Source organism: Pseudomonas sp. 21 (assembly GCF_000955805.1).
GTDB lineage: Bacteria > Pseudomonadota > Gammaproteobacteria > Pseudomonadales > Pseudomonadaceae > Pseudomonas.
Window position 1 is genome coordinate 422,827 of sequence record NZ_JYOA01000004.1, and the last position, 21,542, is coordinate 444,368.

Annotated in this window: 21 protein-coding genes; 6 read left to right on the plus strand and 15 right to left on the minus strand. The window is 67.0% G+C overall.

What is annotated here, in order from left to right:
- Positions 1-21: 21 nt before the first annotated feature.
- On the minus strand, positions 22-915 hold the full coding sequence (locus UB43_RS11585) for a DMT family transporter (protein ID WP_045210778.1): 894 nt from the start codon (positions 913-915) through the stop codon (positions 22-24).
- Positions 916-1,052: 137 nt separating this feature from the next.
- Between UB43_RS11585 and UB43_RS11590 the strand changes: the two genes are divergently transcribed.
- A complete protein-coding gene (locus UB43_RS11590) occupies positions 1,053-1,928 on the plus strand; it encodes an AraC family transcriptional regulator (RefSeq protein ID WP_017519051.1) in 876 nt (291 codons plus the stop codon).
- Between the two features lie 176 nt (positions 1,929-2,104).
- Here the strand turns inward: UB43_RS11590 and UB43_RS11595 are convergent, their stop codons facing one another.
- The 5 genes from UB43_RS11595 to UB43_RS11615 form a co-directional block, all read right to left on the minus strand.
- Positions 2,105-2,428 (minus strand): DUF3325 domain-containing protein, encoded by a 324-nt coding sequence (locus UB43_RS11595; protein ID WP_045210782.1) that lies wholly within the window; start codon positions 2,426-2,428, stop codon positions 2,105-2,107.
- Positions 2,428-3,951, minus strand: a complete 1,524-nt coding sequence (locus tag UB43_RS11600) for a PepSY domain-containing protein (RefSeq protein ID WP_045210785.1) — start codon at positions 3,949-3,951, stop codon at positions 2,428-2,430. The genes UB43_RS11595 and UB43_RS11600 overlap by 1 nt, the downstream gene beginning before the upstream one ends.
- Positions 3,948-4,235, minus strand: a complete 288-nt coding sequence (locus UB43_RS11605) for a hypothetical protein (protein WP_045210787.1) — start codon at positions 4,233-4,235, stop codon at positions 3,948-3,950. The genes UB43_RS11600 and UB43_RS11605 overlap by 4 nt, the downstream gene beginning before the upstream one ends.
- Positions 4,236-4,366: 131 nt before the next feature.
- A complete protein-coding gene (locus UB43_RS11610; protein WP_045210789.1) occupies positions 4,367-4,954 on the minus strand; it encodes a hypothetical protein in 588 nt (195 codons plus the stop codon).
- A gap of 295 nt (positions 4,955-5,249) precedes the next feature.
- Positions 5,250-6,647, minus strand: a complete 1,398-nt coding sequence (locus UB43_RS11615; protein ID WP_045210791.1) for a PLP-dependent aminotransferase family protein — start codon at positions 6,645-6,647, stop codon at positions 5,250-5,252.
- Between the two features lie 138 nt (positions 6,648-6,785).
- Here UB43_RS11615 and UB43_RS11620 point away from each other — a divergent pair, with 138 nt between their 5' ends.
- Positions 6,786-7,673: a DMT family transporter gene (locus UB43_RS11620; RefSeq protein ID WP_045210793.1), complete on the plus strand. Its 888-nt coding sequence runs from the start codon at positions 6,786-6,788 to the stop codon at positions 7,671-7,673.
- A 441-nt stretch (positions 7,674-8,114) separates the two neighbouring features.
- Positions 8,115-10,145 carry a DEAD/DEAH box helicase gene (locus UB43_RS11625; protein WP_156160406.1) on the plus strand — a complete coding sequence of 677 codons (2,031 nt, stop codon included), beginning with the start codon at positions 8,115-8,117 and terminating at the stop codon, positions 10,143-10,145.
- A gap of 265 nt (positions 10,146-10,410) precedes the next feature.
- Here UB43_RS11625 and UB43_RS11630 read toward each other — a convergent pair whose 3' ends face one another.
- From UB43_RS11630 to UB43_RS11660, 7 genes are all read right to left on the minus strand, one after another.
- Positions 10,411-11,196, minus strand: coding sequence for a 3-hydroxybutyrate dehydrogenase (locus tag UB43_RS11630; protein WP_045210798.1), 786 nt, complete (start codon positions 11,194-11,196; stop codon positions 10,411-10,413).
- 42 nt (positions 11,197-11,238) lie between these two features.
- Positions 11,239-11,601: a YceK/YidQ family lipoprotein gene (locus tag UB43_RS11635; RefSeq protein ID WP_045210801.1), complete on the minus strand. Its 363-nt coding sequence runs from the start codon at positions 11,599-11,601 to the stop codon at positions 11,239-11,241.
- Positions 11,602-11,631: 30 nt separating this feature from the next.
- A complete protein-coding gene (locus tag UB43_RS11640) occupies positions 11,632-11,991 on the minus strand; it encodes a YceK/YidQ family lipoprotein (RefSeq protein ID WP_052969532.1) in 360 nt (119 codons plus the stop codon).
- A 22-nt stretch (positions 11,992-12,013) separates the two neighbouring features.
- Positions 12,014-13,147: an ABC transporter permease gene (locus UB43_RS11645; protein WP_045210804.1), complete on the minus strand. Its 1,134-nt coding sequence runs from the start codon at positions 13,145-13,147 to the stop codon at positions 12,014-12,016.
- 9 nt (positions 13,148-13,156) lie between these two features.
- Positions 13,157-14,329, minus strand: coding sequence for an ABC transporter permease (locus UB43_RS11650; protein WP_045210807.1), 1,173 nt, complete (start codon positions 14,327-14,329; stop codon positions 13,157-13,159).
- Positions 14,311-15,282, minus strand: coding sequence for an HlyD family secretion protein (locus UB43_RS11655; protein WP_045210810.1), 972 nt, complete (start codon positions 15,280-15,282; stop codon positions 14,311-14,313). The genes UB43_RS11650 and UB43_RS11655 overlap by 19 nt, the downstream gene beginning before the upstream one ends.
- Positions 15,283-15,367: 85 nt before the next feature.
- Entirely contained in the window at positions 15,368-15,847 is a 480-nt protein-coding gene (locus tag UB43_RS11660) for a phosphate-starvation-inducible protein PsiE (protein WP_045210811.1), read from the minus strand.
- A 169-nt stretch (positions 15,848-16,016) separates the two neighbouring features.
- Here UB43_RS11660 and UB43_RS11665 point away from each other — a divergent pair, with 169 nt between their 5' ends.
- Both UB43_RS11665 and UB43_RS11670 read left to right on the plus strand, forming a co-directional pair.
- Entirely contained in the window at positions 16,017-16,298 is a 282-nt protein-coding gene (locus UB43_RS11665; RefSeq protein WP_045210812.1) for a DUF3509 domain-containing protein, read from the plus strand.
- A gap of 269 nt (positions 16,299-16,567) precedes the next feature.
- Entirely contained in the window at positions 16,568-16,834 is a 267-nt protein-coding gene (locus UB43_RS11670; RefSeq protein ID WP_017519065.1) for a YebG family protein, read from the plus strand.
- Between the two features lie 63 nt (positions 16,835-16,897).
- Here the strand turns inward: UB43_RS11670 and UB43_RS11675 are convergent, their stop codons facing one another.
- Positions 16,898-17,932, minus strand: a complete 1,035-nt coding sequence (locus UB43_RS11675; protein ID WP_045210813.1) for a Glu/Leu/Phe/Val dehydrogenase — start codon at positions 17,930-17,932, stop codon at positions 16,898-16,900.
- 155 nt (positions 17,933-18,087) lie between these two features.
- Between UB43_RS11675 and UB43_RS11680 the strand changes: the two genes are divergently transcribed.
- Positions 18,088-18,897, plus strand: a complete 810-nt coding sequence (locus UB43_RS11680) for a SirB1 family protein (RefSeq protein ID WP_045210814.1) — start codon at positions 18,088-18,090, stop codon at positions 18,895-18,897.
- 10 nt (positions 18,898-18,907) lie between these two features.
- On the opposite strand, the gene UB43_RS11685 is transcribed toward UB43_RS11680, so the two are convergent.
- Positions 18,908-21,451 (minus strand): LuxR C-terminal-related transcriptional regulator, encoded by a 2,544-nt coding sequence (locus UB43_RS11685; RefSeq protein WP_045210817.1) that lies wholly within the window; start codon positions 21,449-21,451, stop codon positions 18,908-18,910.
- Positions 21,452-21,542: the final 91 nt, after the last annotated feature.

Genomic DNA, 21,542 nt, shown 5'->3' on the forward strand with positions numbered 1-21,542 from the left:
GCATGGCCCGCTCCTACAGGGTCACGCCCGTGCCGGCTGCAACACCGGCCTTGGCTTGCGAAACACCAATACGTTGCCCGCCATTACCAGCCCCAGCCCGGCCAACGCCGGCAGGCTCCACTGGTAGCCTTCGGCGAAGGCCGAGACGTTCAGCGCCACCACCGGGAACAGCACGGTGCAATAGGCCGCGCGCTCGGGCCCCATGCGCCCGACCAGCGTCAGGTAGGCGGTAAAGCCGATCACCGAACCGGGAATCGCCAGGTACAGCAGCGACCCGACGTACTGCGGGCTGGCGTCGAACGTCAGCGGAACCCCTTGCACCAGACAGATCGCCAGCAGGATCAACGAGCCATAGAGCATGCCCCAGGCGTTGGTCGACAGCGGCCGCAGCCCGGCCTTCTGTTGCAGGCTCGACAACAGGTTGCCCGCCGAGAAACACAGCGTGCCAAGCAAAGCCAATCCCAGTCCGTAGAAGGTTTCCGGTGTGGCCTGGTGCCCCGAAAGCTCCGGCCAGAACAGCAGTGCCAGCCCCGCCAGGCCGAAGGCGCCGCCGCCCAGTACGTTGGGCGCGATGCGCTGGCCGAAGAAGATCCGCGCATTCAGCGCATTCCACAGGGTGGCGGTGGAGAACACCACGGCGACCAGCCCGCTGGGGATCCACTGGCTGGCGGTGTAGAAGCACAGGAAGTTCACGCAGAACAGGCACAGGCCCTGGGCGAAGCAGATCGCCTGCCCGCGCCGGCCCAGCGGCTGCAACCGCCGCGACACCAGCAGCAGGGCGAACAGCACCAGCGCCGCGAGGCTGAAGCGGTAGGCGATGGACAGCGGAATGGCGACCGCGCCGACCTGCAGCTTGATGGCGATCCAGGTGGTGCCCCAGATGAGCACGGTGAGCAGGTAGAGCGAGAGGTTCATGGCGGTCTCCGAAAATCCTGTGGAAACAGTCTCCCGCCCTGCCCCGGTACCGGCTTGCAGATTCTTGCGCTTATTGCGACAACCGGGCTGGCAAGGCGAGCCCGCGCGGGTAGAGTGAAGGCAACAGAGGAACACCCATGTCAGCCATTTCGCAGCTCGAAGTCTTCCAGTCGATGAACGCCTCGCCCAACGCCCGCCTGGAGCGTTGCGCGGAGCTGGGCGACGGGCTGTCCGCGGCGATCTGGAGCAACAGCCACGACGCCCGCGACTACCACGCGCCGAGCCACCACACACTGTCGTGCTACCTCAACGACGGTACCGGCACCTTCCGCCGCGGTGCGCCGGGCAGCAAGGGCGCACCGGACAAGCTGTGCGTGATGCCGGCCGGCGCCGAGTCGGCGTGGATCGTCAACGGCGACATCCGCCTGGCCCACCTCTACATCGGCCAGGAACAATTCGCCCTGGGCTGCATCCGCCTGCTCGACCGCGAACCCCGTGAACTGCAACTGCACGAACGCACCTTCCTCGACGACCCGCAGCAGGCCGCGCGCTTCCGCCAACTGGTGAAGCTCGACTGGCACGAGCCGGGGGAACGCATTCGCACCAGCACGCTGGCCCATGACCTGATCGATCACCTGCTGCTGAACCAGGTCGGCCTGCGCGAAGGACTGAAGCTCAAGGGCGGACTGGCGCCGACCATGCGCAAGCGGGTAGCGGATTACATCGAGCAACGACTGGACCAACCACTGTCCCTGGGCGAGCTGGCGATGCAGACGGCGCTGTCGGAATACCACTTCGCGCGGATGTTCCGCGAAAGCTTCGGCATGCCGCCGCACCAGTATGTGCTGGCCCGCCGCGTGGCCCTGGCGCAGCGCCTGCTGCGCGATACGCGCCAGCCGCTGAGCCAGGTGGCGCTGGCCTGCGGGTTCTCCAGCGCCAGCCACTTCGCCAACCGTTTCAGGTCAGTGGTGGGCGGCACGCCGGGGGAATATCGGCAGGCGTTCGAGGAGTAGGAATTTGCCCGTGCACCTGCCGGTACAGGGTTCGCGGGCATGGCCCGCTCCTACAGGTTGAGTCCTGAACTGCCCGGCAGCCAATGCGCCGAGGCAGCATTACACCCGCGATCCATCGAGCCCCGCAGTCTGGTGTAGGAGCGGGCCATGCCCGCGATCCGCCGGCAAGGCCGGCGTCAACCCAGCACCGCCAGCACGCCCCCGATCACCGGCATCGCTGCCGCCGTCGGCAAAGCCCAGCGCGGCCGCCAGGCCAGCAGCAGGACCAGCACGGCGCCCGCGATCATCAACAGGCACGCCCAGTAGACGATGCCCAGTTCCATGCCGATGACGTGGATCGCATAAGCCAGCGCCAGCGCGCCATCCACCAGGGCCACGATCCGCAGCAGGCGCACGCGGGACTGTGACGGCGCGCTGCCGAACAGATCACGATGATGGCGGGACAGCGACAGGCAGGCCGCCGCCAACGCCAGCAGGTTGAGACCGAACACCAGCAGCATCAGGCGTACTCCTCGTTACGGACGCGACGTGCGCGCGTCGGCTCAACACGCTCCTGTCCCAGGCGCCAGCCGAGGAAGGCGCAGAGACCGCCGATCAGCAGCAGGCCGAGATCGATGCCGACCATCGTCCAGTCGCCATTGGCGAAGTGGGTCGTGATCCGTCCCGGCTCGGGGCCGAACAGGCTCAGCACCGGCAGCAGCAACGCCAGTGCCGCCAGGGCAGCGAACTGCTCGCGGGCCATGGAGCGGCTGCCACGGCGCAGCAGCGCGTGGGCCAGCGCCAACAGCCAGATCACCACGAAAGCGGTGGCTTCCCAGCGGGTGCGCTGGAGCAGGTCGGCCGGCAGCAGGCGCGACGCCGCCAGCAGGCCGAGGGAGGCGATCGGCAGGCCGCCGCAGACCGCGCCGTTGAGCGTGCGCACCAGCGCAACAGCACGGTGGCCGCGCCCCTCGCGCTTGCTGACCCAGACCTGCAGGCCGCCGAACACCATCACGCAGCCCACCAGGCCGAGGACGAAATACATCACCCGCAGCAGCTCGTTGCCGAACTGCGCCATGTGCAGGCCGGTCAGCCAGGCGTAGGTCTTGTAGCCCGGCTTGTAGGGCTTCTGCACGTGCAGCAGCGCGCCGCTGCCGGAGTCGAAGGACACGGTGCGCTGATCATTGACCATGCCCTTGTCCACCGCCTTGCGGATCTGCACCATCGCCGCGGCGTCGCCCGGGTTCTCGATGTTGATCCAGCCGACCTGGCTGTCATCACCCCAGGCCTCGCGAGCCTTGAGGATCATGTTGTCGATGGACTTGGTCGCCTTGGCCGGCTTGCCCAGCGCCTCGCGATCGAAGGCACCCTGCACATCATGGAAGAAGTGCTCCATGTCGTTCTTGTAGGCCACCTTGATGCCGGCGGTCATATAGAAGGTGATGAAGATCGCCAGCCCCGTGTACGCCATCAGCAGATGGAACGGCAGGCCAAGCACACCCAGCACGTTGTGCGCATCCAGCCAGGCGCGCTGCCTGGCCGCCTTCGGACGCAGGGTGAAGAAGTCCTTGAAGATGCGCCGGTGGACGATCACCCCGCTGACCAGCGCCACCAGCATGAACACACCGGCCACGCCGACCACGTAGAGGCCGATCATGCCGCCGTGCAGCTCGTAGTGCAGTTCGAGGAAGAAGTTGCCGCCAACGGTCCTGGGCAGCACCTCGCCGCTCTGGGCGTCCACCAGGAAGGACTGGAACTCGCTGAAGTCCGCCGGCTCCCAGCCAGCCGTCCAGTAGGGCATGCGCTCGGTGGGCGGGTGCATCCAGTAGCCGTGGGCCTTGGGCGCGCGCTCGACGATCAGCTCGCGCACCTGGTCGGCGCCCACCTTGACCTGTTCCAGCTTGTGCAGCTGCGGGGTCATCCAGCGGGTGAGTTCCTTGTCGAACACCGCAACGGTGCCGGAGAACAGCACGACGAAGAGAATCCAGCTGACCAGCAGCCCGGCCCAGGTGTGCAGGCCGGACATCGATTGACGCAGGCTCATGGGCGCACTCCGTAAGTGGCCGGCACGAAGGCCGCCACACCCAGCACGACACTCAGTGCTACCGGCAACCAGACAGCGCGCCACGGGCTCCTGGCGCCGAAGGCGTAGAGGATCGCGGCGACCCAGACGATGAAACAGGCGAGGCTCGACAGCGAGACGCGGTCCGGCCGCGACATCGGCAGGTAGACGCTGAGGAAGGCGGTAGCCGTGTAGGCCAGGGCATAGCCGCCGACCACGGCGCTGAGGATGCGGGCCGCGACGGCGCCAGCTTGGGTTGCGCTCATGCGTCGGCTCTCGGTTGGGTCGGGCGCGGGGAAACGCACATCGGGGTGAATCCTGCGAGGCGGCCCGGGCACTGCCCAGGCGCGCGATTGAAAAGCGGAATTATATGATATTAATTCTCAATTAAAAGAACTCAGCAACGCCGTTTGTGAGTATCTGTGTCGGAAATTCGCTGAACGGCATAGGTAGCGCTCACATCCATGGCGCGCAACAGGCCGTTCATCATCAGGTCAGCCTCGGCCGTGACCCGCGGAGGCGGCTGCTCCTCGAGGAGGCGGGAAGCGCCGGGGGTCAGTTCGACGGCCGCCACCACGGTGCCCTTGCCGAACAGGTATTCGTAGATCAGCAGGTAGTCCGTGCCGGGCAAGTCCTTGAAGTCGGCAATGCGCCGCAGCACGTTGATCGAGCCGAGTATCCAGTCGCGGCTTTCGGTGAACTCGAGCACGCCGAGACTCCAGGTCTGGCTCGCCTCGTCGTAGTGGTTCCAGGCCGGCGAGCGCAGGTGCTGGCTCCAGCCCGCCACCCAGGCCGCCGCGGTGGTGCCCTGCCCCAGTTCGCAGAGTTCACCCCAGGTCAGGCCGCCTCGTCGGTGATGATCGCCGTCCAGCCACCCTTCGAGGTCCCTGAAGCAGGCGGCGGAGCCCGCCTCCCGGGAGAGAAACTCCTCGAGCCTGGAACGACTGATGGAGACCTTCAGGTACAGCTGGCACGGCTCGGCCATGGAGTGTCCTCTTTGCTGATCCAACGATTCACCTCGCATCGCTTGTCGCGAGCCCGAGGTGCTGAATCGATAATCCTAGAGGTTTGGCCTGTTCGCGGTTCGCCCTACCTTTTCGACCGTGAGGTGGTATTTTTCAGATCGTGCTGTACAGCCGTTCAACTTTCCGCAGGCTTTTCCGCCGGCTCGGGGCTTATTGTCCCGTTCCCCTCCCATTCCTGCCGGCTCCTGGAGAGGGAAATGCTCTGGATTCACGCGAAGAAAAGGAATAGCCGGCCGGTTCCGAGTCCGATTTCTGTCAGCGCCCGCCCGCCTGCGCCATGGCCCGCTCCAGCCCCTCGAAGACGCGGGGCGACAGACACTGGGCGACGTTGAAGCGCAGGTAACCGGTGGCGCTCTGGCTCAGGCTGAAGACGTTGCCCGGCGCCAGCACCAGGTTGTCGGCCAGGGCCGCGCGCGAGACTTCGGCGGCATCCAGCCCACCCGGCAGGCAGGCCCAGACGAACACCCCACCGCGGGGTTCCAGCCAGGGACGGATATCCAGCGCGCGCAGGCGCAGCAGCGTCTCGCCCATGGCGTCGGCCAGGCGCCCGCGCAGGCTGTCCAAGTGGCGACGGTAGCTGCCCTTGCGCAGCAGTTCGTAGAGCATCTCCGCGCTGAACGGGCTGTTGCCGAAGCTGGTCGCCAGCTTCAGGTCCACCAGGCGCTCGCACCATTCCGGCTGGGTGGCGATGTAGCCGCAGCGTACCGAAGCCGACAGCGTCTTGGAGAAGCTGCCGACCTGAATCACCCGCTCCAACCCGTCGAATGCCGACAGGCGCGGCGCGCTCTCATGCTCGAAGTCGCCGAAGATGTCATCCTCGACGATCAGCAGGTCATGGGCCTCGGCCAGCTTCAGCAGGCGATGGGCAACCAGCGGCGAGAGCACCGCGCCGGTGGGGTTATGGAAGGCCGAATTGGTGATGTACAGGCGCGGGCGGTGCTGTTCCAGCAGGCTCGCCATGGCGACGACGTCCGGCCCGGTCGGTGTATAGGGCACGCCTACCACCTGCACGCGGTGCGCGCGTAGCAGGGCCTGGAAGTTGAAGTAGCCAGGGTCGTCCACCAGCACGCAGTCGCCCGGCTCCAGCAGGAAGCGGCAGACCAGGTCGATGGCCTGGGTGCCGTTGTCGGTGAGCACCACCTGTTGCGGTCCGACCGGCACGCCATAGTCCGCCAGCCGGCGCGCGAGTTGTTCGCGCAGGCCGGAATGCCCATAGGGGCGGCCGTATTCCAGCAGGCTCGATTGCGGCGCGCGGGCGATCTGCCGCAGCGCGCGGCGCAGCTCTTCCTCCGGCAGCCAGGACGGCGGCAGCCAGCCGCAACCGGGCTTGAGCGAAGTGTCCGCAGCCTCCAGCGACTGCCTCGAAATCCACAGCGGATCGATGCTGCGGTCCAGCGCCGGACCGACGTCCGCCAGGGACAGCGGCGGCGCATGGCCGGCGACATAGAAGCCGGAACCCCGGCGTGCGGCGATCACGCCGTCCGCGGCCAGCCGGTCATAGGCTTCCACGACGGTGGTCTTGGACACTTCCAGCTGCTCGGCCAACTGGCGAATCGACGGCAACCGCTCACCGGGCACCAGCGCCCGCGCGGCCAGGCGTTCGCGCACGTGGTGCATCACCGAATCGACCCGCGTGCTCTTTGGTCTGCCCATGCTGCCCTCGCCTGCCTCCGGATAAGGTGTACCGAGATAATTTGCAGACAGTTTGCGCAAATTGTACCTTTCTGTCACTGGCCGCCCGGCGGCTCCGCGCGCATCCTCCAGGCTCGCTCTCCTGCCGGAACACCCACCATGAACAACACCCACACTCTCGCCCCGAACAGCCACCTCGGCGGCTGGCTCAGTGGCTTTCTCGGCGTACTCATCTTCAGCGGCTCACTGCCGGCGACGCGGGTGGCGGTGGCCGACTTCGACCCGACGTTCCTCACCCTCGCCCGCGCCAGCATCGCCGGCCTGCTGGCGGCGGCAATCCTGCTGCTGTTGCGGCAGAAGCTGCCGGCGCGCAAGGACCTGATCCCCCTGCTGGTGGTCGCGGGCGGCGTGGTGGTGGGCTTCCCGCTGCTCACCGCACTGGCGCTCAAGCACGTCAATTCGGCCCACGCCATCGTCTTCGTCGGCCTGCTGCCACTGGCCACCGCGCTGTTCGGCGTGGTGCGCGCCGGTGAACAGCCGCGTCCTGCGTTCTGGATCTGCTCGCTGCTGGGCAGCGCCGTCGTCGCCGGCTTCGCCCTGTCACAGAGCGGTGCGGGCAATTTCACCGGCGACCTGCTGATGCTGGCTGCGGTGGCGGTCTGCGGCCTGGGCTATGCCGAAGGCGGACGCATCGCCCGCCACCTGGGCAGTTGGCAGGTGATCTGCTGGGTGCTGGTGCTGTCCCTGCCGCTGATGTTGCCGCTGGCCTGGTACACCCAGCCGGCCACCTTCACCGGCGCCAGTTGGCCGGCCTGGATCAGCCTGGGCTACGTCTCGCTGTTCAGCATGCTCATCGGTTTCTTCTTCTGGTACCACGGCCTGGCCACGGGTGGCATCGCCGCGGTCGGCCAGTTGCAACTGCTGCAACCGTTCTTCGGCCTGGCGCTGGCCGGCCTGCTGCTGCACGAGCAGATCAGCCCGCTGATGGCCGGCGCCACCGTCGCTGTCGTGCTGTGCGTCGCGGGGGCGAAACGCTTCGCCCGCTGACCGCCGGTTTCCTTCCGCGTCCCGCCCGAGAAAAATCGCGGTATCATCGGGCGTTTGCGTACTCGGCTGGACTGCCGGAAGGAAACTCGGATGAAGCCACCCGCCGACTCTCCACTGCCCGTCGTGGAGCGCGACGAACTCGCGCCCCGGCCACGGCTGACCCTGGGCAGCCACGTGCACAGCGGCTTCGACCTGCGCAGCGGGCGCATGCAGAACATCTCCCGGCACCGCGCCGCGCTGGCGTTCCTGTATGGCGACATGCCGGTCTCGGGCAGCGTCACGCCGCGCTCGGGCCGCGAGATCCGGGTATTCCGCGATGACCAGATCGTCCGCGTCAGCCGCGAGCTGGAACTGGAGCACGCCTGGCGCCTGGACCTGCGCGAGCTGGGCTTCAAGCCGGCGATGCGCCGCAGCGACGCGCTGGAAGACAGCGCCGGGGAAATGTTCGAACTGCCCGACGACAGTGCCTGGCAGGAGTTCATGCGCGAAGGCCTGCCGCAACTGCGCGAACAGGGCTGGGAAATCGACATCCGCCCCGAATTCGTCTTCGACCTCACGCCGGTGGATAACTGGTACGCCGAGATCGAGGAAACCGACGACCGCCAGTGGTTCGACCTGGAGCTGGGTATCGAGGTGGAAGGCCGGCGCATCAGCCTGCTGCCGGCGCTGATCGAGCTGATCCGGCGCATGCCGGCGCTGCTCGACCCGGTGGCCCTGGCCCGCCACGCCGACGATGAACAACTGGTGCTGCGCCTGGATGCCGGGCGCAACCCGATCCATACCTGGCAGACGGCCTCCGACCGGCCGCTGCGCGTCTCGCTGCCGTTCGGCAAGCTCAAGCCGATGCTCGGCACGCTGTCCGAGTTCTACATCGGCGAGCAGCCGCCGGTACGCCGCCTGCGCATGGGCGCGCCGGACGCCGCGCGCCTGACCGAGCTGGAAGAGCTGCCGCTGACCTGGCAGGGCGGCGAGCAACTGCGCGAGATCGCCCATCGCCTGCGCGACTACCGCGCCAAGCCGGCACAGATTCCCACCGGCCTCAACGCCGAGTTGCGCGGTTACCAGCACGAAGGCCTGAGCTGGATGCAGACCCTGCGTGAAGTCGATGCCAGCGGCATCCTCGCCGACGACATGGGCCTGGGCAAGACGCTGCAGTCCCTCGCCCACGTGCTGCTGGAAAAGCAGGCCGGGCGCCTGACCAGCCCGGCGCTGGTGATCATGCCCACCAGCCTGATCCCCAACTGGCTGGACGAGGCCGAGCGCTTCACTCCGGAGCTGCGCGTGCTCGCGCTGCACGGTGCCGGGCGGCGCAAGGCGTTCGCGAAGATCGCCGAGCACGACCTGATCCTCACCACCTACGCCCTGCTGCCGCGCGATGCCGAGAAGCTCGGGCAGCACGAGTATCACCTGCTGATCCTCGACGAGGCGCAGAACATCAAGAACGCCACCACCAAGGCCGCCCAGGCCGCGCGCCACCTGCGCGCGCGTCACCGGCTGTGCCTCACCGGCACGCCGCTGGAGAATCACCTGGGCGAGCTGTGGTCGCTGTTCCATTTCCTGCTGCCGGGCTGGCTGGGCGACGCGCGGCAGTTCGCCGTGGACTACCGCACGCCCATCGAGCGCCACGGCGACCAGGGCCGCCTGGCGCACCTGGCCGCGCGCATCCGTCCGTTCCTGCTGCGTCGCACCAAGGAACAGGTGGCCTCGGAACTGCCACCCAAGAGCGAGTTCATCCAGCACATCGAACTGAGCGAGGCGCAGCGCGACCTCTACGAGACCGTGCGCCTGGCGCTGGACCGCAAGGTCCGCGACGAGATCGCCCGCCGCGGCCTGGCGCGCAGCCGGATCATCATCCTCGAGGCGCTGCTCAAGTTGCGCCAGGTCTGCTGCGACATCCGCCTGGTGAACAAGGAAGCCCCGCCGCCCACCGGCAAATCCGCACGCGCGGTGACCTCGGGCAAGCTGGTCTACCTGCTCGACATGCTCGAAGAGCTGCTCTCCGAAGGCCGTCGAGTGCTGGTGTTCTCACAGTTCACCTCGATGCTCGCGCTGATCGGCGAGGCGCTAACCGAGCGCAACCTGGAATACGCCCTGCTCACCGGTGACACCCGCGACCGCCGCGCGCCGGTAAAGGATTTCCAGGAAGGCCGCGTGCCGCTGTTCCTGATCAGCCTGAAGGCCGGTGGCGTAGGCCTGAACCTCACCGCCGCCGACACCGTGATCCACTACGATCCCTGGTGGAACCCGGCCGCCGAGAACCAGGCCAGTGACCGCGCTTACCGCATCGGCCAGGACAAGCCGGTATTCGTCTACAAGCTGATCGCCCGTGGCACGGTGGAAGAGAAGATCCAGCTGCTGCAGCGCGACAAGGCCGCGCTGGCCGCCGGCATCCTCGACGGTTCGGGAAGCGACTGGCAGCTGGACGACGCGGATATCGACGCGCTGTTCGCGCCGCTGCCAAAGGCTGTCTGACCCCCGGCATCCCCTGCAGGAGCGGGCCAAATCCACGATCGCGCCCTGGGGGCGCTCCTACAGTGAAGAACCTCCTGACACCAGGAAGGGGAAATCCACTACATCGCCAAGCAGCGGCGTGTAGGAATCTACACCTGCGCCGACCCAACGAGCGCAGAGGCAGACGCCCCGGGGCAAACCGGAACGCTTGCCGGCGCAAGCAAGTCGACCCAATGACCCCGCTCGCCCCCTTGCGAGACGGGGTCATTGTCCTTGCGCCTCCGGCTCAGCGCATTCCCCAACCGTGGCTGACCAGCACCGACTGCCCGGTGAGCGCGGCCGAGGGGAAACTGGCCAGGAACAGCACGGTCTGCGCCACGTCCTCCACGGTGGTGAACTCGCCATCCACCGTCCCGCCGAGCATCACCTGTTTCACCACCGCTTCCTCGCTGATGCCCAGTTCCTTCGCCTGTTCGGGAATCTGCTTCTCCACCAGTGGCGTGCGCACGAAGCCGGGGCACACCACATGGGAGCGCACGCCATGCGGCCCGCCCTCCTTCGCCAGGGTGCGGGCCAAGCCGAGCAAGCCGTGCTTGGCGGTGACGTAGGCGGACTTGAGTGGCGAGGCTTCGTGGGAATGCACCGAGCCCATGTAGATCACCACGCCGCCACTCCCGGCCGGGTACATGTGGCGCAGCGCCGCGCGGGTGGTGAGGAAGGCGCCGTCGAGGTGAATGGCGAGCATCTTCTTCCAGTCGGCGAAGGCATAGTCCTGCAGTGGATTGACGATCTGGATGCCGGCGTTGGAGACCAGGATGTCGAGCCCGCCGAAGGTAGCGACCACCCGCTCGATGCCGCTGTCCACGGCCTGCTCGTCGGTCACGTCCATGGCCACCGCCAGGGCCCTGCCGCCGGCGGCTTCGATCTCAACCACCACACGCTGGGCGGCGTCCTGCTGCAAGTCGGCGATGGCCACGGCCGCGCCGGCCTGCGCCAGGGTCAGGGCGATCTGTTTGCCGATGCCACTGGCCGCGCCCGTGACCACCGCGACCTTGCCATTCAATGCGTTCATCAGAGAGCTCCCGGGAAAGTTGGAACTCTCACTCTAGACGGCTCAGTCGTGGGTCAGCTCGATGCTGCCATCGCGTTGCTGCCGATAAATCGTGTAAGGCAGCACCAGCGTATCGGTGGCAGCGGAGAGAACACCATCGAACAGTGGCCAGTAGAGCCCCTGGGGCGAGTCGGGAAGCGGTGGCGAAAGGCCGGCGCTGCGCTGATAACGACCGCCCGGATCACCATGCAAGGCGCAGAAGTTGTAAGCGACACCACTGTAGATGCGAGGGATCTCGGTGCAGTAGGTCCTGCCCAGTTTCAGATCGCTCACGCTCTCGTGCGCTTCACTGTCCAGCGTCCGAACCGACCCGCACCCGGTGACGCCGGCAGTGACTACCAGCACTGCGAACAGGCGACTCAGCATCGTTCATCTCCCTTGAAGTTCGAATTTCGCTCAGTTGCGGCGCAGCTCGATGCTACCGTCGCGGCTCTGCCGATACAGGGTGTAGGGCAAGGCCAGGGTGTCGACCACAGCGGAAAAAGCCATGTCCAGCACAGGCAGGATGGGTGGGCCGAAGATCTCGTTGGCCGGTGTGGGGGGCGGCGTATAGCCAGTGTCGGCCGGCGGCTCGCCGTACAGTTGGCAGGCATCCCAGACCACGCCGCCATAGACGCGCGGAATGGCACCGCAATAGGTGCCCTTGAGCTCCAGGTCGCTGGCGTCCACCACATCGTCGCTGCGCAGGGTGTGGTAGGAGCCACAACCGCTGAGCAACGCGGCGCCCAGCAGCAGGCTGGAACGGAACATCGTCATATCGAAACTCCTTCTCGACAGCTCACCAGCCCTTGAGCTGGTCCCAGCGCCAGTTGCGGTACTGGTAGATCAGTGTACCCAGCAACCCATAGGCCGCCGCCATGGCGAAAAGGATAAGAATCCGGTCGGCCACGGCTGAAAGCGGCAGGTTCATCTGGTTCATTTCCACCACCGCGCGGATCGCCCAGGTGGACGGGATAGCGTCGGCCAGCAACTGCACCCACTGTGGCATCGCCTGGGGCGGCCAGGTGAAGCCGGCCATGTAGAACAGCGGCAGGGTGATGAAGGTCATAGTCAGGTACACCGCCTCTTCCGAGGGCAGCACCTCGGCGATGAACTCGCTCATGGCGATCACCGCCAGCAGGAATGGCAGCACCAGGCCCATCAGCATGAAGAACGAGGCCGTCTGCCGGTAGCCCATGATCCACGGCCAGATCACGTAGAAGAGCATCGCCAGCACCGTCCAGATCAGCAATTGCGCGGCATAGCGACCGAAGCGCGTGGAGGTCGGCTGGCGCAGCGAGCGCGGAGTGCCGCCGCGCAGGTTGAGGTTCACCCGCGTGCAGGAGAGCAACAGGCTGTGCTGCAGGATCAGCGTCACCAGCCCCGGCAGGACGATGGCGGCGAAGCTGGTACCGGGGTTGAACAGGTCGGTCAGTTGGCCGATCGCCGGTTGCAGCAGCACGTTCGACTGCTCCTCGGAGAAGCCGCCACGCATCAGCCGCTCGCGGTTGTAGCGCAGCGACAGCTCGGTGTAGGTGGCGCTGATGTCCTGCTGGATCTGCCCATTGGCCATGCGGTTGGTGGCGTCGCCGAAGATCGGCACGGTCACCGACTCGCCACGCAGCACGCGCTTCTCGAAGTCCACGGGGATCACCACGATGCCGAACAGCTCGCGCCAGGCGAGGTCGTGCTGGGCTTCGGGCAACTGGTCGTAGGCGCGCGTGGCGATCTTCGGCGCGGCATCCAGCTGGCGCACCAGTTCACGGGACACAGCGCTGTGGTCCATGTCGATCACCGCCACCGGCAGGTCGTCCATGGTGCGGTGGGCGTACGGTAAGGTGGTCAGCGCCACCGACAGCACCATCAGCAGCCACAGCGGCTTGCCGAGCATATTCTTCAGCGACTGGCGGAAGACGTTCCAGAAATTCTCCATGACGACTCCTTACGCCGGACTCAGGTCGAGGCGCCGGCGCAGGCGCATCTTGGCGATCATGTAGGCGATCAGCGGGTAGAGCAGCAGCTTGCAGCAGGTGTACAGGCCGGATTCGGCCGGCGCCTTGCGCAGGAACTGGTCGAACAGCCCGTGCAGGGTATGGGTCAGCGGCTCGGCCTCGGAGATGATCCGCGCGATCTGTGGCATCGCCAGCTCCGGTAGCAGCACCCCGGAATAAGTCTGCGCCACGCCGATCAGCAGGCCGATCAGCGAGTAGGCGCTGAAGCGGTTGGCGGTGAAGATGAACAGCATCAGCCCGACGCTCTGCGCGGCGGCCACGTAGCAGACGGTGATCGCCAGCATCCACCAGGGATTGCCGTTGATGCGCGCGCCGTTGAGCTCCACCAGCAGGAACAGCTCCACCATCAGCAGCGTACTGAACAGCAGGGTGTAGGGCGCCATCTTGCCCAGCAGCCGCGCGCCCAGCGCCTTCGCGCGCAGGATGTGCGGGGACGAGGCACGCAGCTCCGGTGCTTCGCGCGCCAGTACGTGCACCGTGGCGACGATCACGAACAACTGCAGCAGATGCACGATGGCAGCGAACTGCTGGAAGTAGATGTAGTTGCCGCTGGCGTTGAACAGGCTTTCGTAGGACACGCTGATGCTGGCCAGCGCGGGCATGGCGCGGTCCATCCCGGTGGCCAGGCGCGGGCGCAGTTCGGCGTTGACCGAACTCATCAGGCCGCTGAAGTCCTGGGTCGAGTAGAAGCCGGCGGAATAGAACAGCGAGTTGTAGTACAGCTCGGCGACCGGCTGGCGGCCGGACAGTGCGTCCGCCTCGAAGTCGCGCGGGATGTAGAGCAACGCATAGTCATCGGCCATGCGCAGGCGACGCAGTCCCTCCTGCAGGCCGCCGCCGAGCACCTCGACCTTGGCGTGGGAGCCGGCATCCAGCTCGCGCACTATGCGGCGCGACAGGCTGCTGTGGTCCGCATCGACCACGGCCGCCGGCATGTCCAGCAGCGTACCGGCCTGGTACACGCCGCTGATGACGACGAACAGCAGCAACGGCCAGAGCCAGCCGAGCCAGTGGATGGTCCAGCTGCGCAGGGCGACCCGCGTCTCGCTACCGAAGGCCTGGGCGAAACGCAGCAGGTTGCGCCTTACTGCTTCCACTGCCACAGCGCGCTCATCCCGGGTCTCAGGCCTGGCACCGGTTGCTCCGGATAGAGGCGCACCTCGAAGGTCTTCAGGTCGAAGTCACCGGTGGCGCGGGTGGCGCGCTTGGTCGCGAAATCGCCCAGAGGCGCGATATAGCTGACCTTGGCCTTCACCTCGGCGCCCTTCAATGCCGGAACCTGGATGGCCACTTCATCGCCTTTCTTCACATCCGCGAGGATGTCTTCCCGCAGGTTGAAAACGAAATAACTGTCGGACAGGCGCACCAGCGTGAGCAACGGACTGTAGGCATTGACCAGCTCGCCCTGCTCCGCCGGGATCGGTCCGACCTCGCCGTCCACCGGCGCGACCACGTTGAGGTCGTCGGTCTGCGCCTGCAATTCGAGAATCTGCGCGTCGGCCCGGCGGACGGCAGCCTCCAGCGCCTGGCGGCGTTCTTCGCGATCGCCCTGGGTGCCTTCATCGAGATTGGCCTGGGCCTCGGCGACGCGGTTGCGCGCCACGTCGCGGCCACGGCGGGACAGGTCCAGCTGCGCCTGGGAAACGAAGCCGCGCCCGGCCAGCTCCTCGTTGCGCTGGTACTCCAGATCGGCGTTGCGCATCTCGGCCTGTGCCTGGGACAGGCTGGCCTGCAAGGCCCGCAGGGTTTCCTCGCGGGTGCCATGAAGGGATTCGTCGAGGTTCGCCTGCACCTGGTTGCGCGCGGCGCGCAGGGAGTCCAGCTGGGCCTGCAGCTCCGGGCTGCTGAGGGAGATCAGCACCTGGCCCTGCTTCACGTCGTCGCCGCGCCGCACATGCAGCACTTCGACCCGGCCCTTGGCCTTGGAGGCGACGATGACGTTGGTGGCGTCCGCCTCACCCTGCAGAAGCAGCGGCTGGGTGTGCAGGCGCAGGTAAAGGGTGACGGCGATGATCACCAGGATCAGCAGGGGTGCGAACAGCTTCCATCCCTTCATGGAGTCGTCTTCTCAGGCAGCGGATGCACCGATGGTAGTGCATCCGCTGCTCCAGCGGAGGCTCTGGATCAATGCCGCCGGGCGATCAGCGCTCGTCGTCGCTGATCAGGTCGCGTTCACTGCCGCGCTGTGGCGAACTCGGCGAGGGGAAGCGCGAGGAGGCGTAGCGCACCACCAGGATCGCCAGCGCCAGCAGCAACAGGGCCACCGAGACCAGGATGATGCCGTCGTCGGGCACATGGTTGTGCTGGATGTCGGCGATCATCAGGCGGGTCAGCGCGGTCATCGCCACGTAGATCAGGAAGCGCACCGGCATGTGGTTGGTCTTGAAGTAGATACCGACCATGGCACCCAGTTCGAGGTAGATGAACAGCAGCAGGATGTCGTCGATGCTCGCGTGTCCCTTGCCGACCATCTCGCCGAAGGCCACCGCCGCCGACCAGAACACCGTGCCGCCAATGGCGAACAGCGCCAGATAGTGGAAGCCCTCCACCAGCAGGTTGCCCAGGGATTCGGCACAGCCATGCATCCGCTCGCTCAGGCGCTCGGCCCAGTTCTGTTTCATTCGTCGGTTCTCCGCAATACAAGGCTTTGTTGGCGTGAAGCCTGCAAGTGCTACGCCATTGATCTTGCGCAGTCATGGCACAGATGGGCTGCGCGAATATGACTGCGAACTTTTTCGGCCAGCCCCCGGTCCATTCAGGGGCATGCCACAAAACAGGCAGGAACGAGTGATGGAAAGTCCCTTTCAGAAGCTGACCGACGCCTTCCAGGAACAATACCGCGTCAATTTCAGCCTCGAACGGCCCGACGGCAGCATTGTCCTGACCCTCTCCACCGAGGCAGGAGTCGCCGCGCGCCGTCTCATCCGCAATACCCAGCTGCAGGATCCGGAACAACTGCAGCGCTTCATCCAGAGCATCCGCTTCGGCATCGCCATCGAGCAAGGCGGCACGGCACCGCAGCTGCTGGCTGCCATGACGCGCGGCGAGAACGGCCTGCCGATCGCGTCCTGATGCCACCCTCTGCAAGAACGCCTTCCTACAGAGCCATCTGACTGACGATTCATTGCGCCAGTCACTTGGCCACGTTGCGCGCGCCTACGGGGCGCGCGCACTGCTTTGGGCCGCCGCCAATACTGGCCAACTACAGGCACATCCCCTTCCTGCGTCTACGCTGCTGACAACGATTCGCACAGCGGCAGTAGCATTGCGCGACCACTTTACTGTATAAATGAACAGTAATTTCGAACTCCCCAATCAAAGAGAAGGCATAGAGGTGATGAATGGCCGTCGAAGTGGTGTACCGCAGCAGCCGCGATCCGGAGCGCCTGTTCATGGATAAGGCAGAAGCCGACCGGCACGACAAGATGCTGGAACTGGCGGAAACGCTGGCCGACGTGCTGCAGAAGGCGGTGCCTTCGCTCAAGGAGGATCAGGTCGAGGAGATCGGTATCTTCATGGCCAGGAACCGCGACGCCTTCGCCCGCGCCTTCAAGAACCAGCCCGATGCGCTGAGCGAGATCTTCAGCGAGCCAGCTGCCGAGGAATGACACCCGCGGCCAGCTAATCCTGCAGGAGCGCGCCATGGGTCGCTCCTGCAAGGTGCGACAGCTTCAGTGCCCCGAATACTCGCCGTAGAGAATCCGCTCGGCGAGCTTGTCGGCGACCCGCGCCGGCGACAGGTGATCCGCCTGGGCGTGGGCGTAGACCTCGGTCAGGCGCTCGGCGATGCGCGACAGGTGCGCCGTGATGATCGGCAACGCTTCGCCCTGGTGCTGCAGGGCGACGTAGATCAGCCCGCCGGAGTTGATCACGTAGTCCGGCGCATAAAGAATGCCCCTCCCCTCCAGCTCATCGGCGACTTCCGGATGAGCCAGCTGGTTATTGGCCGCCCCGGCGACGGCGGCACAGCGCAGGTGGCCGACCACGTGCGACGTCAGCACGCCGCCCAGCCCGCAGGGCGCAAGGATGTCGCACGGCGTAGTGAGCAGCGCTTCGTTGGGTACCGGGCGGGCGCCCAGTTGCTCGACGGCGAGTTGCACCTTGCCGGCGTCGATATCACTGACCAGCAATTCCGCCCCTGCGGCCGACAGGTGCTCGGCCAGCGCATAGCCCACATTGCCCAGTCCCTGGACCGCCACCCGCAGGCCATCGAGATCGTCGCTGCCAAGGCGTGCCTGGGCGCTGGCGCGGATACCGGAGAACACACCCAGCGCGGTATGCGGTGAAGGATCGCCGCCACTGGTGGTGCTGGTGACATGGCGGGTGAACTGGGCGATGCAGTCCATGTCGGCGCTCGAGGTGCCGCTGTCTACCGCCGTGATGTAGGCGCCGCCCAGGGAATCGATCGCACGACCGAAGGCTTCGAAGAGTTCGCCGCGATTGTTGATGTGCGGGGCGCGCAGGATCACAGCCTTGCCGCCCCCCTGGCGCAGGCCGGCCAGCGCCGCCTTGTAACTCATGCCCTGGGCCAGGCGCGAGACATCGCGCAATGCGGCATCGTCGCTGGGGTACGGCAGGTAGCGGCAACCGCCCAGTGCGGGGCCGAGCCGGGAATTGTGGATGGCGATGACGGCCTTGAGTCCCGTGGCCGGGTCCTGAAAGAGATGCAGCGACTCGAGCCGGGTGGCTTCCATCATGTCGAACATGGCGGCGCTCCCTTGCTGGGGGTGGACGGCGGTCCGAAGGCGGACCTTCTTCAGTATAGGCAGCGCCTGTCACAACACCTTCACGGGCGACGACTGCACCACTGGACGAGTGCCCGGCGCTCCGGTTACAACCGCAGGGTCAGCCGGAGAACGCCATGGACCAGCGTCAAGCCTGCCTTGCCTGTCTTGCCCAGGACCCGCCCGCCCTGTTCGAAGCGGCCCTGTGGATCGCCGCCGAACACGAACCGCACCTGCCGCCGGACCAGGCCCTGCGACTGTTCGACTCGCTCGCGCACCAGGTTGCGGTGGCCCTGCCGCAGGGCACCGGCGATGCGGAGCGCGCGCAGTTCCTGCTGCGCCGGCTGAGCGAGCTGGGCTTCGCCGAAGACGATGAATACCCGCTGCACCCGCGCGCCGCCCTGCTCCCCCAGGTACTGCAACGCCGCCACGGCCAGCCGCTGTCGCTGGCGCTGATCGCCCTGGAGATGGCACGGCGCAACGGCATCTCCCTGGCCGGGGTGAACTTCCCCGGACGCTTCCTGCTGCGCGTACCAGGCGCCGACCACCTGCTCGACCCCGCCACCGGCCGCCGTCTCTACACCCGCGACTGCCGCGACCTGCTGGCGCGCCAGATGGGCGCCAACGTCGAGCTGTCCGCCGAGCACCTGCGCACCGCCAGTGCCGCCGACATGCTGCAGCGCCTGTCGCGCAATCTGCGCCAACTGCACCTGGCCGCCGGGGAGCCGCTGGCGGCGCTGAAGGATGCCCAGCGCGTGCTGGAACTGGGGGCGCCCAGCGCCAGCGATCACCTCGCCCGCGCGGACCTCTACCATGTGCTGGATTGCCCGCAGGCGGAACGCTATGACCTGGAGCGCGCCATGCTGCTCAGCGACGATGCCGCCGAGCAGATGCGCCTGGCCCAGCGCCTGGCCGAGATCAGCGTGCCGCCCAAGGCGCTGCACTGAGACTCACGCTTCAGACTTTCAACAGGCCCAGCTCCTTCGCCCGCGCGACCGCCTGGGTGCGACGCTCCACGCCCAGCTTGCCGTTGATCCGGCGTGCGTGGGTCTTCACCGTGTGCAGGGAGATATACAGCCGCTCGCCGATTTCCAGGTTGGAACAGCCGCGGGCGATCAGCTCCAGCACCGAGAGCTCACGCAGGCTCAGCAGGTTGTGCGGGGCCATCTCGCCGGCATGCGGGCGCAGGCCGAACAGGCCGGGCTGGCGGCGCTGGGTGTCACGCAGGGTCGAGAGCAGCCCGAAACGCTGGGCCAGGGCGACGCCCTCGTCCAGCGCGCTGCGCGCTTCCTCCAGGCTGCCGGCGATGAAGTGCGCCTCGGCCAGCGCCAGCCAGACGTCGCAGGCCAGGGTGTTGCGGCCCTGGCGCAGCAGGTCCGGAAGCATTGCCAGCAAACGCTGCAGGGCGGCATCCACGTCGCCGTCGTAGAGCTCGGCCAGCGCCAGGTGATGTTCGACCCGCAGTATCTGGTCCGGCGCCGCCGCCGGCGGGCTGAGCCGGTCGGTGCGATAACGCGAGGCCACGCGCTGGAGGACTTCGCGAGCCGGCCCCGCTCGGTGCTGGCGCAGGTTCAGCGCGCCGCTGGCCAGCAGCAGCGGCCCGCGGTAGATCGGCTCGGGCACATGCTGCAGTTGCATCAGCCGCTCGACTTCCAGCAGACGGCTGAAGGCGCCGTCGGTGTCACCGTCCAGCGCGTCCAGCCAGGCCATGCCGGTGAAACCGTAGATCGAGCTCGGATCGTGGCTGCGCCGGGTTTCGTTCAGCCCAGCGATGAACAGTTCGCGGGCCTCGTCATCGCGGCCCTGGCGCAGGCACAGCCAGCCACGGCGAAGGGCGACACGGCCGGCCATGGCGTTGCAGGTGATGCGCATCTCGTCGAGGTACTCCTGCACCCGCGCCAGTAGCGCATCGGCGCGCTGCAGTTCACCGCGCTGCTCCAGCCACTGGGCGCGGTCCAGTTCCAGCAGCGCTTCAAAGGTGGTGCTGCCTTGCAGGCGCGCGCGCCGCAGCGCCTCGCGGTTGATCAGCCGCGCCTCGGCCAGGCGCCCGTCGGCCTGGGCCTGCTGGGTCAACGCAGAGAGGCAGATCAGGGTCTGCGCCCAGGCCTCCTCGGGCAGGTGCGCCAGCGCCTCGCGCAGTTGCTCGCGGGAGCCGGGCAGGCCGCGCGCATGGGTGAGCATGCCGTTCAGGCCTTGCCATTGAGCGACCAGCGCACGCTGGCGGTGCTCGCCCGGCATCGGCAGGAAGCGGTCGAAGCCGGTCAGCAGCGCTTCCACGTCATCCAGGCGGCCGACGAACAATAGCGTCCAGGCATTGAGGATGAGCAGACGTGGCGTGCTGCAAAGCAGTTCCTCGGGAAGCGATTCGCGCAGTTGCAGCACACGCTCGACATTGCGGCCGTGCAGCAGTTGCTCCTCGGTCAGGCGCTGCAGCAGGCTGGCGGAAACATCCGGCTGCTCGGCGTACAGCGAGTGCTCGAACGCCGAGTGAATTTCCCCGCACTGGGTGAACCACTGGCAGGCACGCCGGTGCAAAGTCGCCGCTGGCCAGCGCGAGAGGCTCGCCAGCGCCGCCGCCACCATGGGCGCCACCTGGAACCAGTGCTGGGTGTTGTCCACCGCTTCGATCAGCACGCCCCAGGCTTGCAGGCCGTCCAGGCCGAGACCGGGTTCGTCGAACAGGTAATCGCAGAGTTCGCGGTTGAAGCGGGCGATCTGCGCCAGGCCGCAGAGGGTCTCCGCCAGCTCCGCCGGCAGGCTCGCCAGGACCTCGCGTTGCAGGTAGTCCTGCAGCAGGCCGTTGCCCGTCTCGGCCACCTGGGTGGCGCAGGGCGCAATGGGTTCGGCTCCCAGGCTGAGCAGGCGCAGGCGCACGCCAGCGAACCAGCCATGGGTGGCGTCCTGCAGGGCCTGGCGCTGGGCCTGCGGCCACTCCAGGCCGGCGGTCTGCAGGTAGGCATCGAGTTCGCACTGGGTCAGCGCCAGGGTGCTGGCGGCCAGCTCCAGCAACTCGCCTTCGAGCAGCAGGCGGGTGAGGTTGCAGGCCGGGCGACGGCGGCTGGCCAGCCACCAGCCGATCTGCGGCGAGGCCACGGCGAGCAGGCGGTCGAAACAGTCGTCGAGGGCGGGATCGGGCGCACGGGGATAGTCGTCGAGCATCAGCCAGACCGGCTCGCTGGCGTTTTCCAGCCAGGTTGCCAGGGCCGCTTCGCCCGACCAGGGTACGCCGAGCGCCTCGCCCAGCCGTTCGCAGAACTGTTCGGGCTCGAGCGCCCGACCGCCCAGGCCCAACCAGACCACGCGGGTGCCAGCTGGCGCCAGGCGCGCGCATTCGCTCATCAGCACCGTCTTGCCACAACCGGGCGGCGCCACCAGCAGACGCAGGCGGCACTCGGTGGCGCTCAGGCTGGCATGCAGCCGTTCGCGGGGCAGGTGCTGGCGGGGCAGGCGAGGCAGCGCCGCACCGTGCTGTGCAAGACTGTGCAGGGCGATTGTCGACATGGGCTTCTTCCGGCCATTTGCAGGCCAGACTATGCCGCTGGTCGACGCGGGCAAAGGACCATCAGCCAGATTCATGGGACGGTATAGCGCG

What these genes read in the sequence shown, in the direction of transcription:
- UB43_RS11685 (WP_045210817.1), bottom strand. Translation starts at nt 21,451, where the DNA reads ATGTCGACAATCGCCCTGCACAGTCTTGCACAGCACGGTGCGGCGCTG.
- UB43_RS11625 (WP_156160406.1), top strand. Translation starts at nt 8,115, where the DNA reads ATGTTCGAACTGCCCGACGACAGTGCCTGGCAGGAGTTCATGCGCGAA.
- UB43_RS11680 (WP_045210814.1), top strand. Translation starts at nt 18,088, where the DNA reads ATGGACCAGCGTCAAGCCTGCCTTGCCTGTCTTGCCCAGGACCCGCCC.
- UB43_RS11645 (WP_045210804.1), bottom strand. Translation starts at nt 13,147, where the DNA reads ATGGAGAATTTCTGGAACGTCTTCCGCCAGTCGCTGAAGAATATGCTC.
- UB43_RS11600 (WP_045210785.1), bottom strand. Translation starts at nt 3,951, where the DNA reads ATGAGCCTGCGTCAATCGATGTCCGGCCTGCACACCTGGGCCGGGCTG.
- UB43_RS11675 (WP_045210813.1), bottom strand. Translation starts at nt 17,932, where the DNA reads ATGTTCGACATGATGGAAGCCACCCGGCTCGAGTCGCTGCATCTCTTT.
- UB43_RS11640 (WP_052969532.1), bottom strand. Translation starts at nt 11,991, where the DNA reads ATGACGATGTTCCGTTCCAGCCTGCTGCTGGGCGCCGCGTTGCTCAGC.
- UB43_RS11615 (WP_045210791.1), bottom strand. Translation starts at nt 6,647, where the DNA reads ATGGGCAGACCAAAGAGCACGCGGGTCGATTCGGTGATGCACCACGTG.
- UB43_RS11655 (WP_045210810.1), bottom strand. Translation starts at nt 15,282, where the DNA reads ATGAAGGGATGGAAGCTGTTCGCACCCCTGCTGATCCTGGTGATCATC.
- UB43_RS11605 (WP_045210787.1), bottom strand. Translation starts at nt 4,235, where the DNA reads ATGAGCGCAACCCAAGCTGGCGCCGTCGCGGCCCGCATCCTCAGCGCC.
- UB43_RS11670 (WP_017519065.1), top strand. Translation starts at nt 16,568, where the DNA reads ATGGCCGTCGAAGTGGTGTACCGCAGCAGCCGCGATCCGGAGCGCCTG.
- UB43_RS11630 (WP_045210798.1), bottom strand. Translation starts at nt 11,196, where the DNA reads ATGAACGCATTGAATGGCAAGGTCGCGGTGGTCACGGGCGCGGCCAGT.
- UB43_RS11665 (WP_045210812.1), top strand. Translation starts at nt 16,017, where the DNA reads ATGGAAAGTCCCTTTCAGAAGCTGACCGACGCCTTCCAGGAACAATAC.
- UB43_RS11660 (WP_045210811.1), bottom strand. Translation starts at nt 15,847, where the DNA reads ATGAAACAGAACTGGGCCGAGCGCCTGAGCGAGCGGATGCATGGCTGT.
- UB43_RS11620 (WP_045210793.1), top strand. Translation starts at nt 6,786, where the DNA reads ATGAACAACACCCACACTCTCGCCCCGAACAGCCACCTCGGCGGCTGG.
- UB43_RS11610 (WP_045210789.1), bottom strand. Translation starts at nt 4,954, where the DNA reads ATGGCCGAGCCGTGCCAGCTGTACCTGAAGGTCTCCATCAGTCGTTCC.
- UB43_RS11595 (WP_045210782.1), bottom strand. Translation starts at nt 2,428, where the DNA reads ATGCTGCTGGTGTTCGGTCTCAACCTGCTGGCGTTGGCGGCGGCCTGC.
- UB43_RS11635 (WP_045210801.1), bottom strand. Translation starts at nt 11,601, where the DNA reads ATGCTGAGTCGCCTGTTCGCAGTGCTGGTAGTCACTGCCGGCGTCACC.
- UB43_RS11590 (WP_017519051.1), top strand. Translation starts at nt 1,053, where the DNA reads ATGTCAGCCATTTCGCAGCTCGAAGTCTTCCAGTCGATGAACGCCTCG.
- UB43_RS11585 (WP_045210778.1), bottom strand. Translation starts at nt 915, where the DNA reads ATGAACCTCTCGCTCTACCTGCTCACCGTGCTCATCTGGGGCACCACC.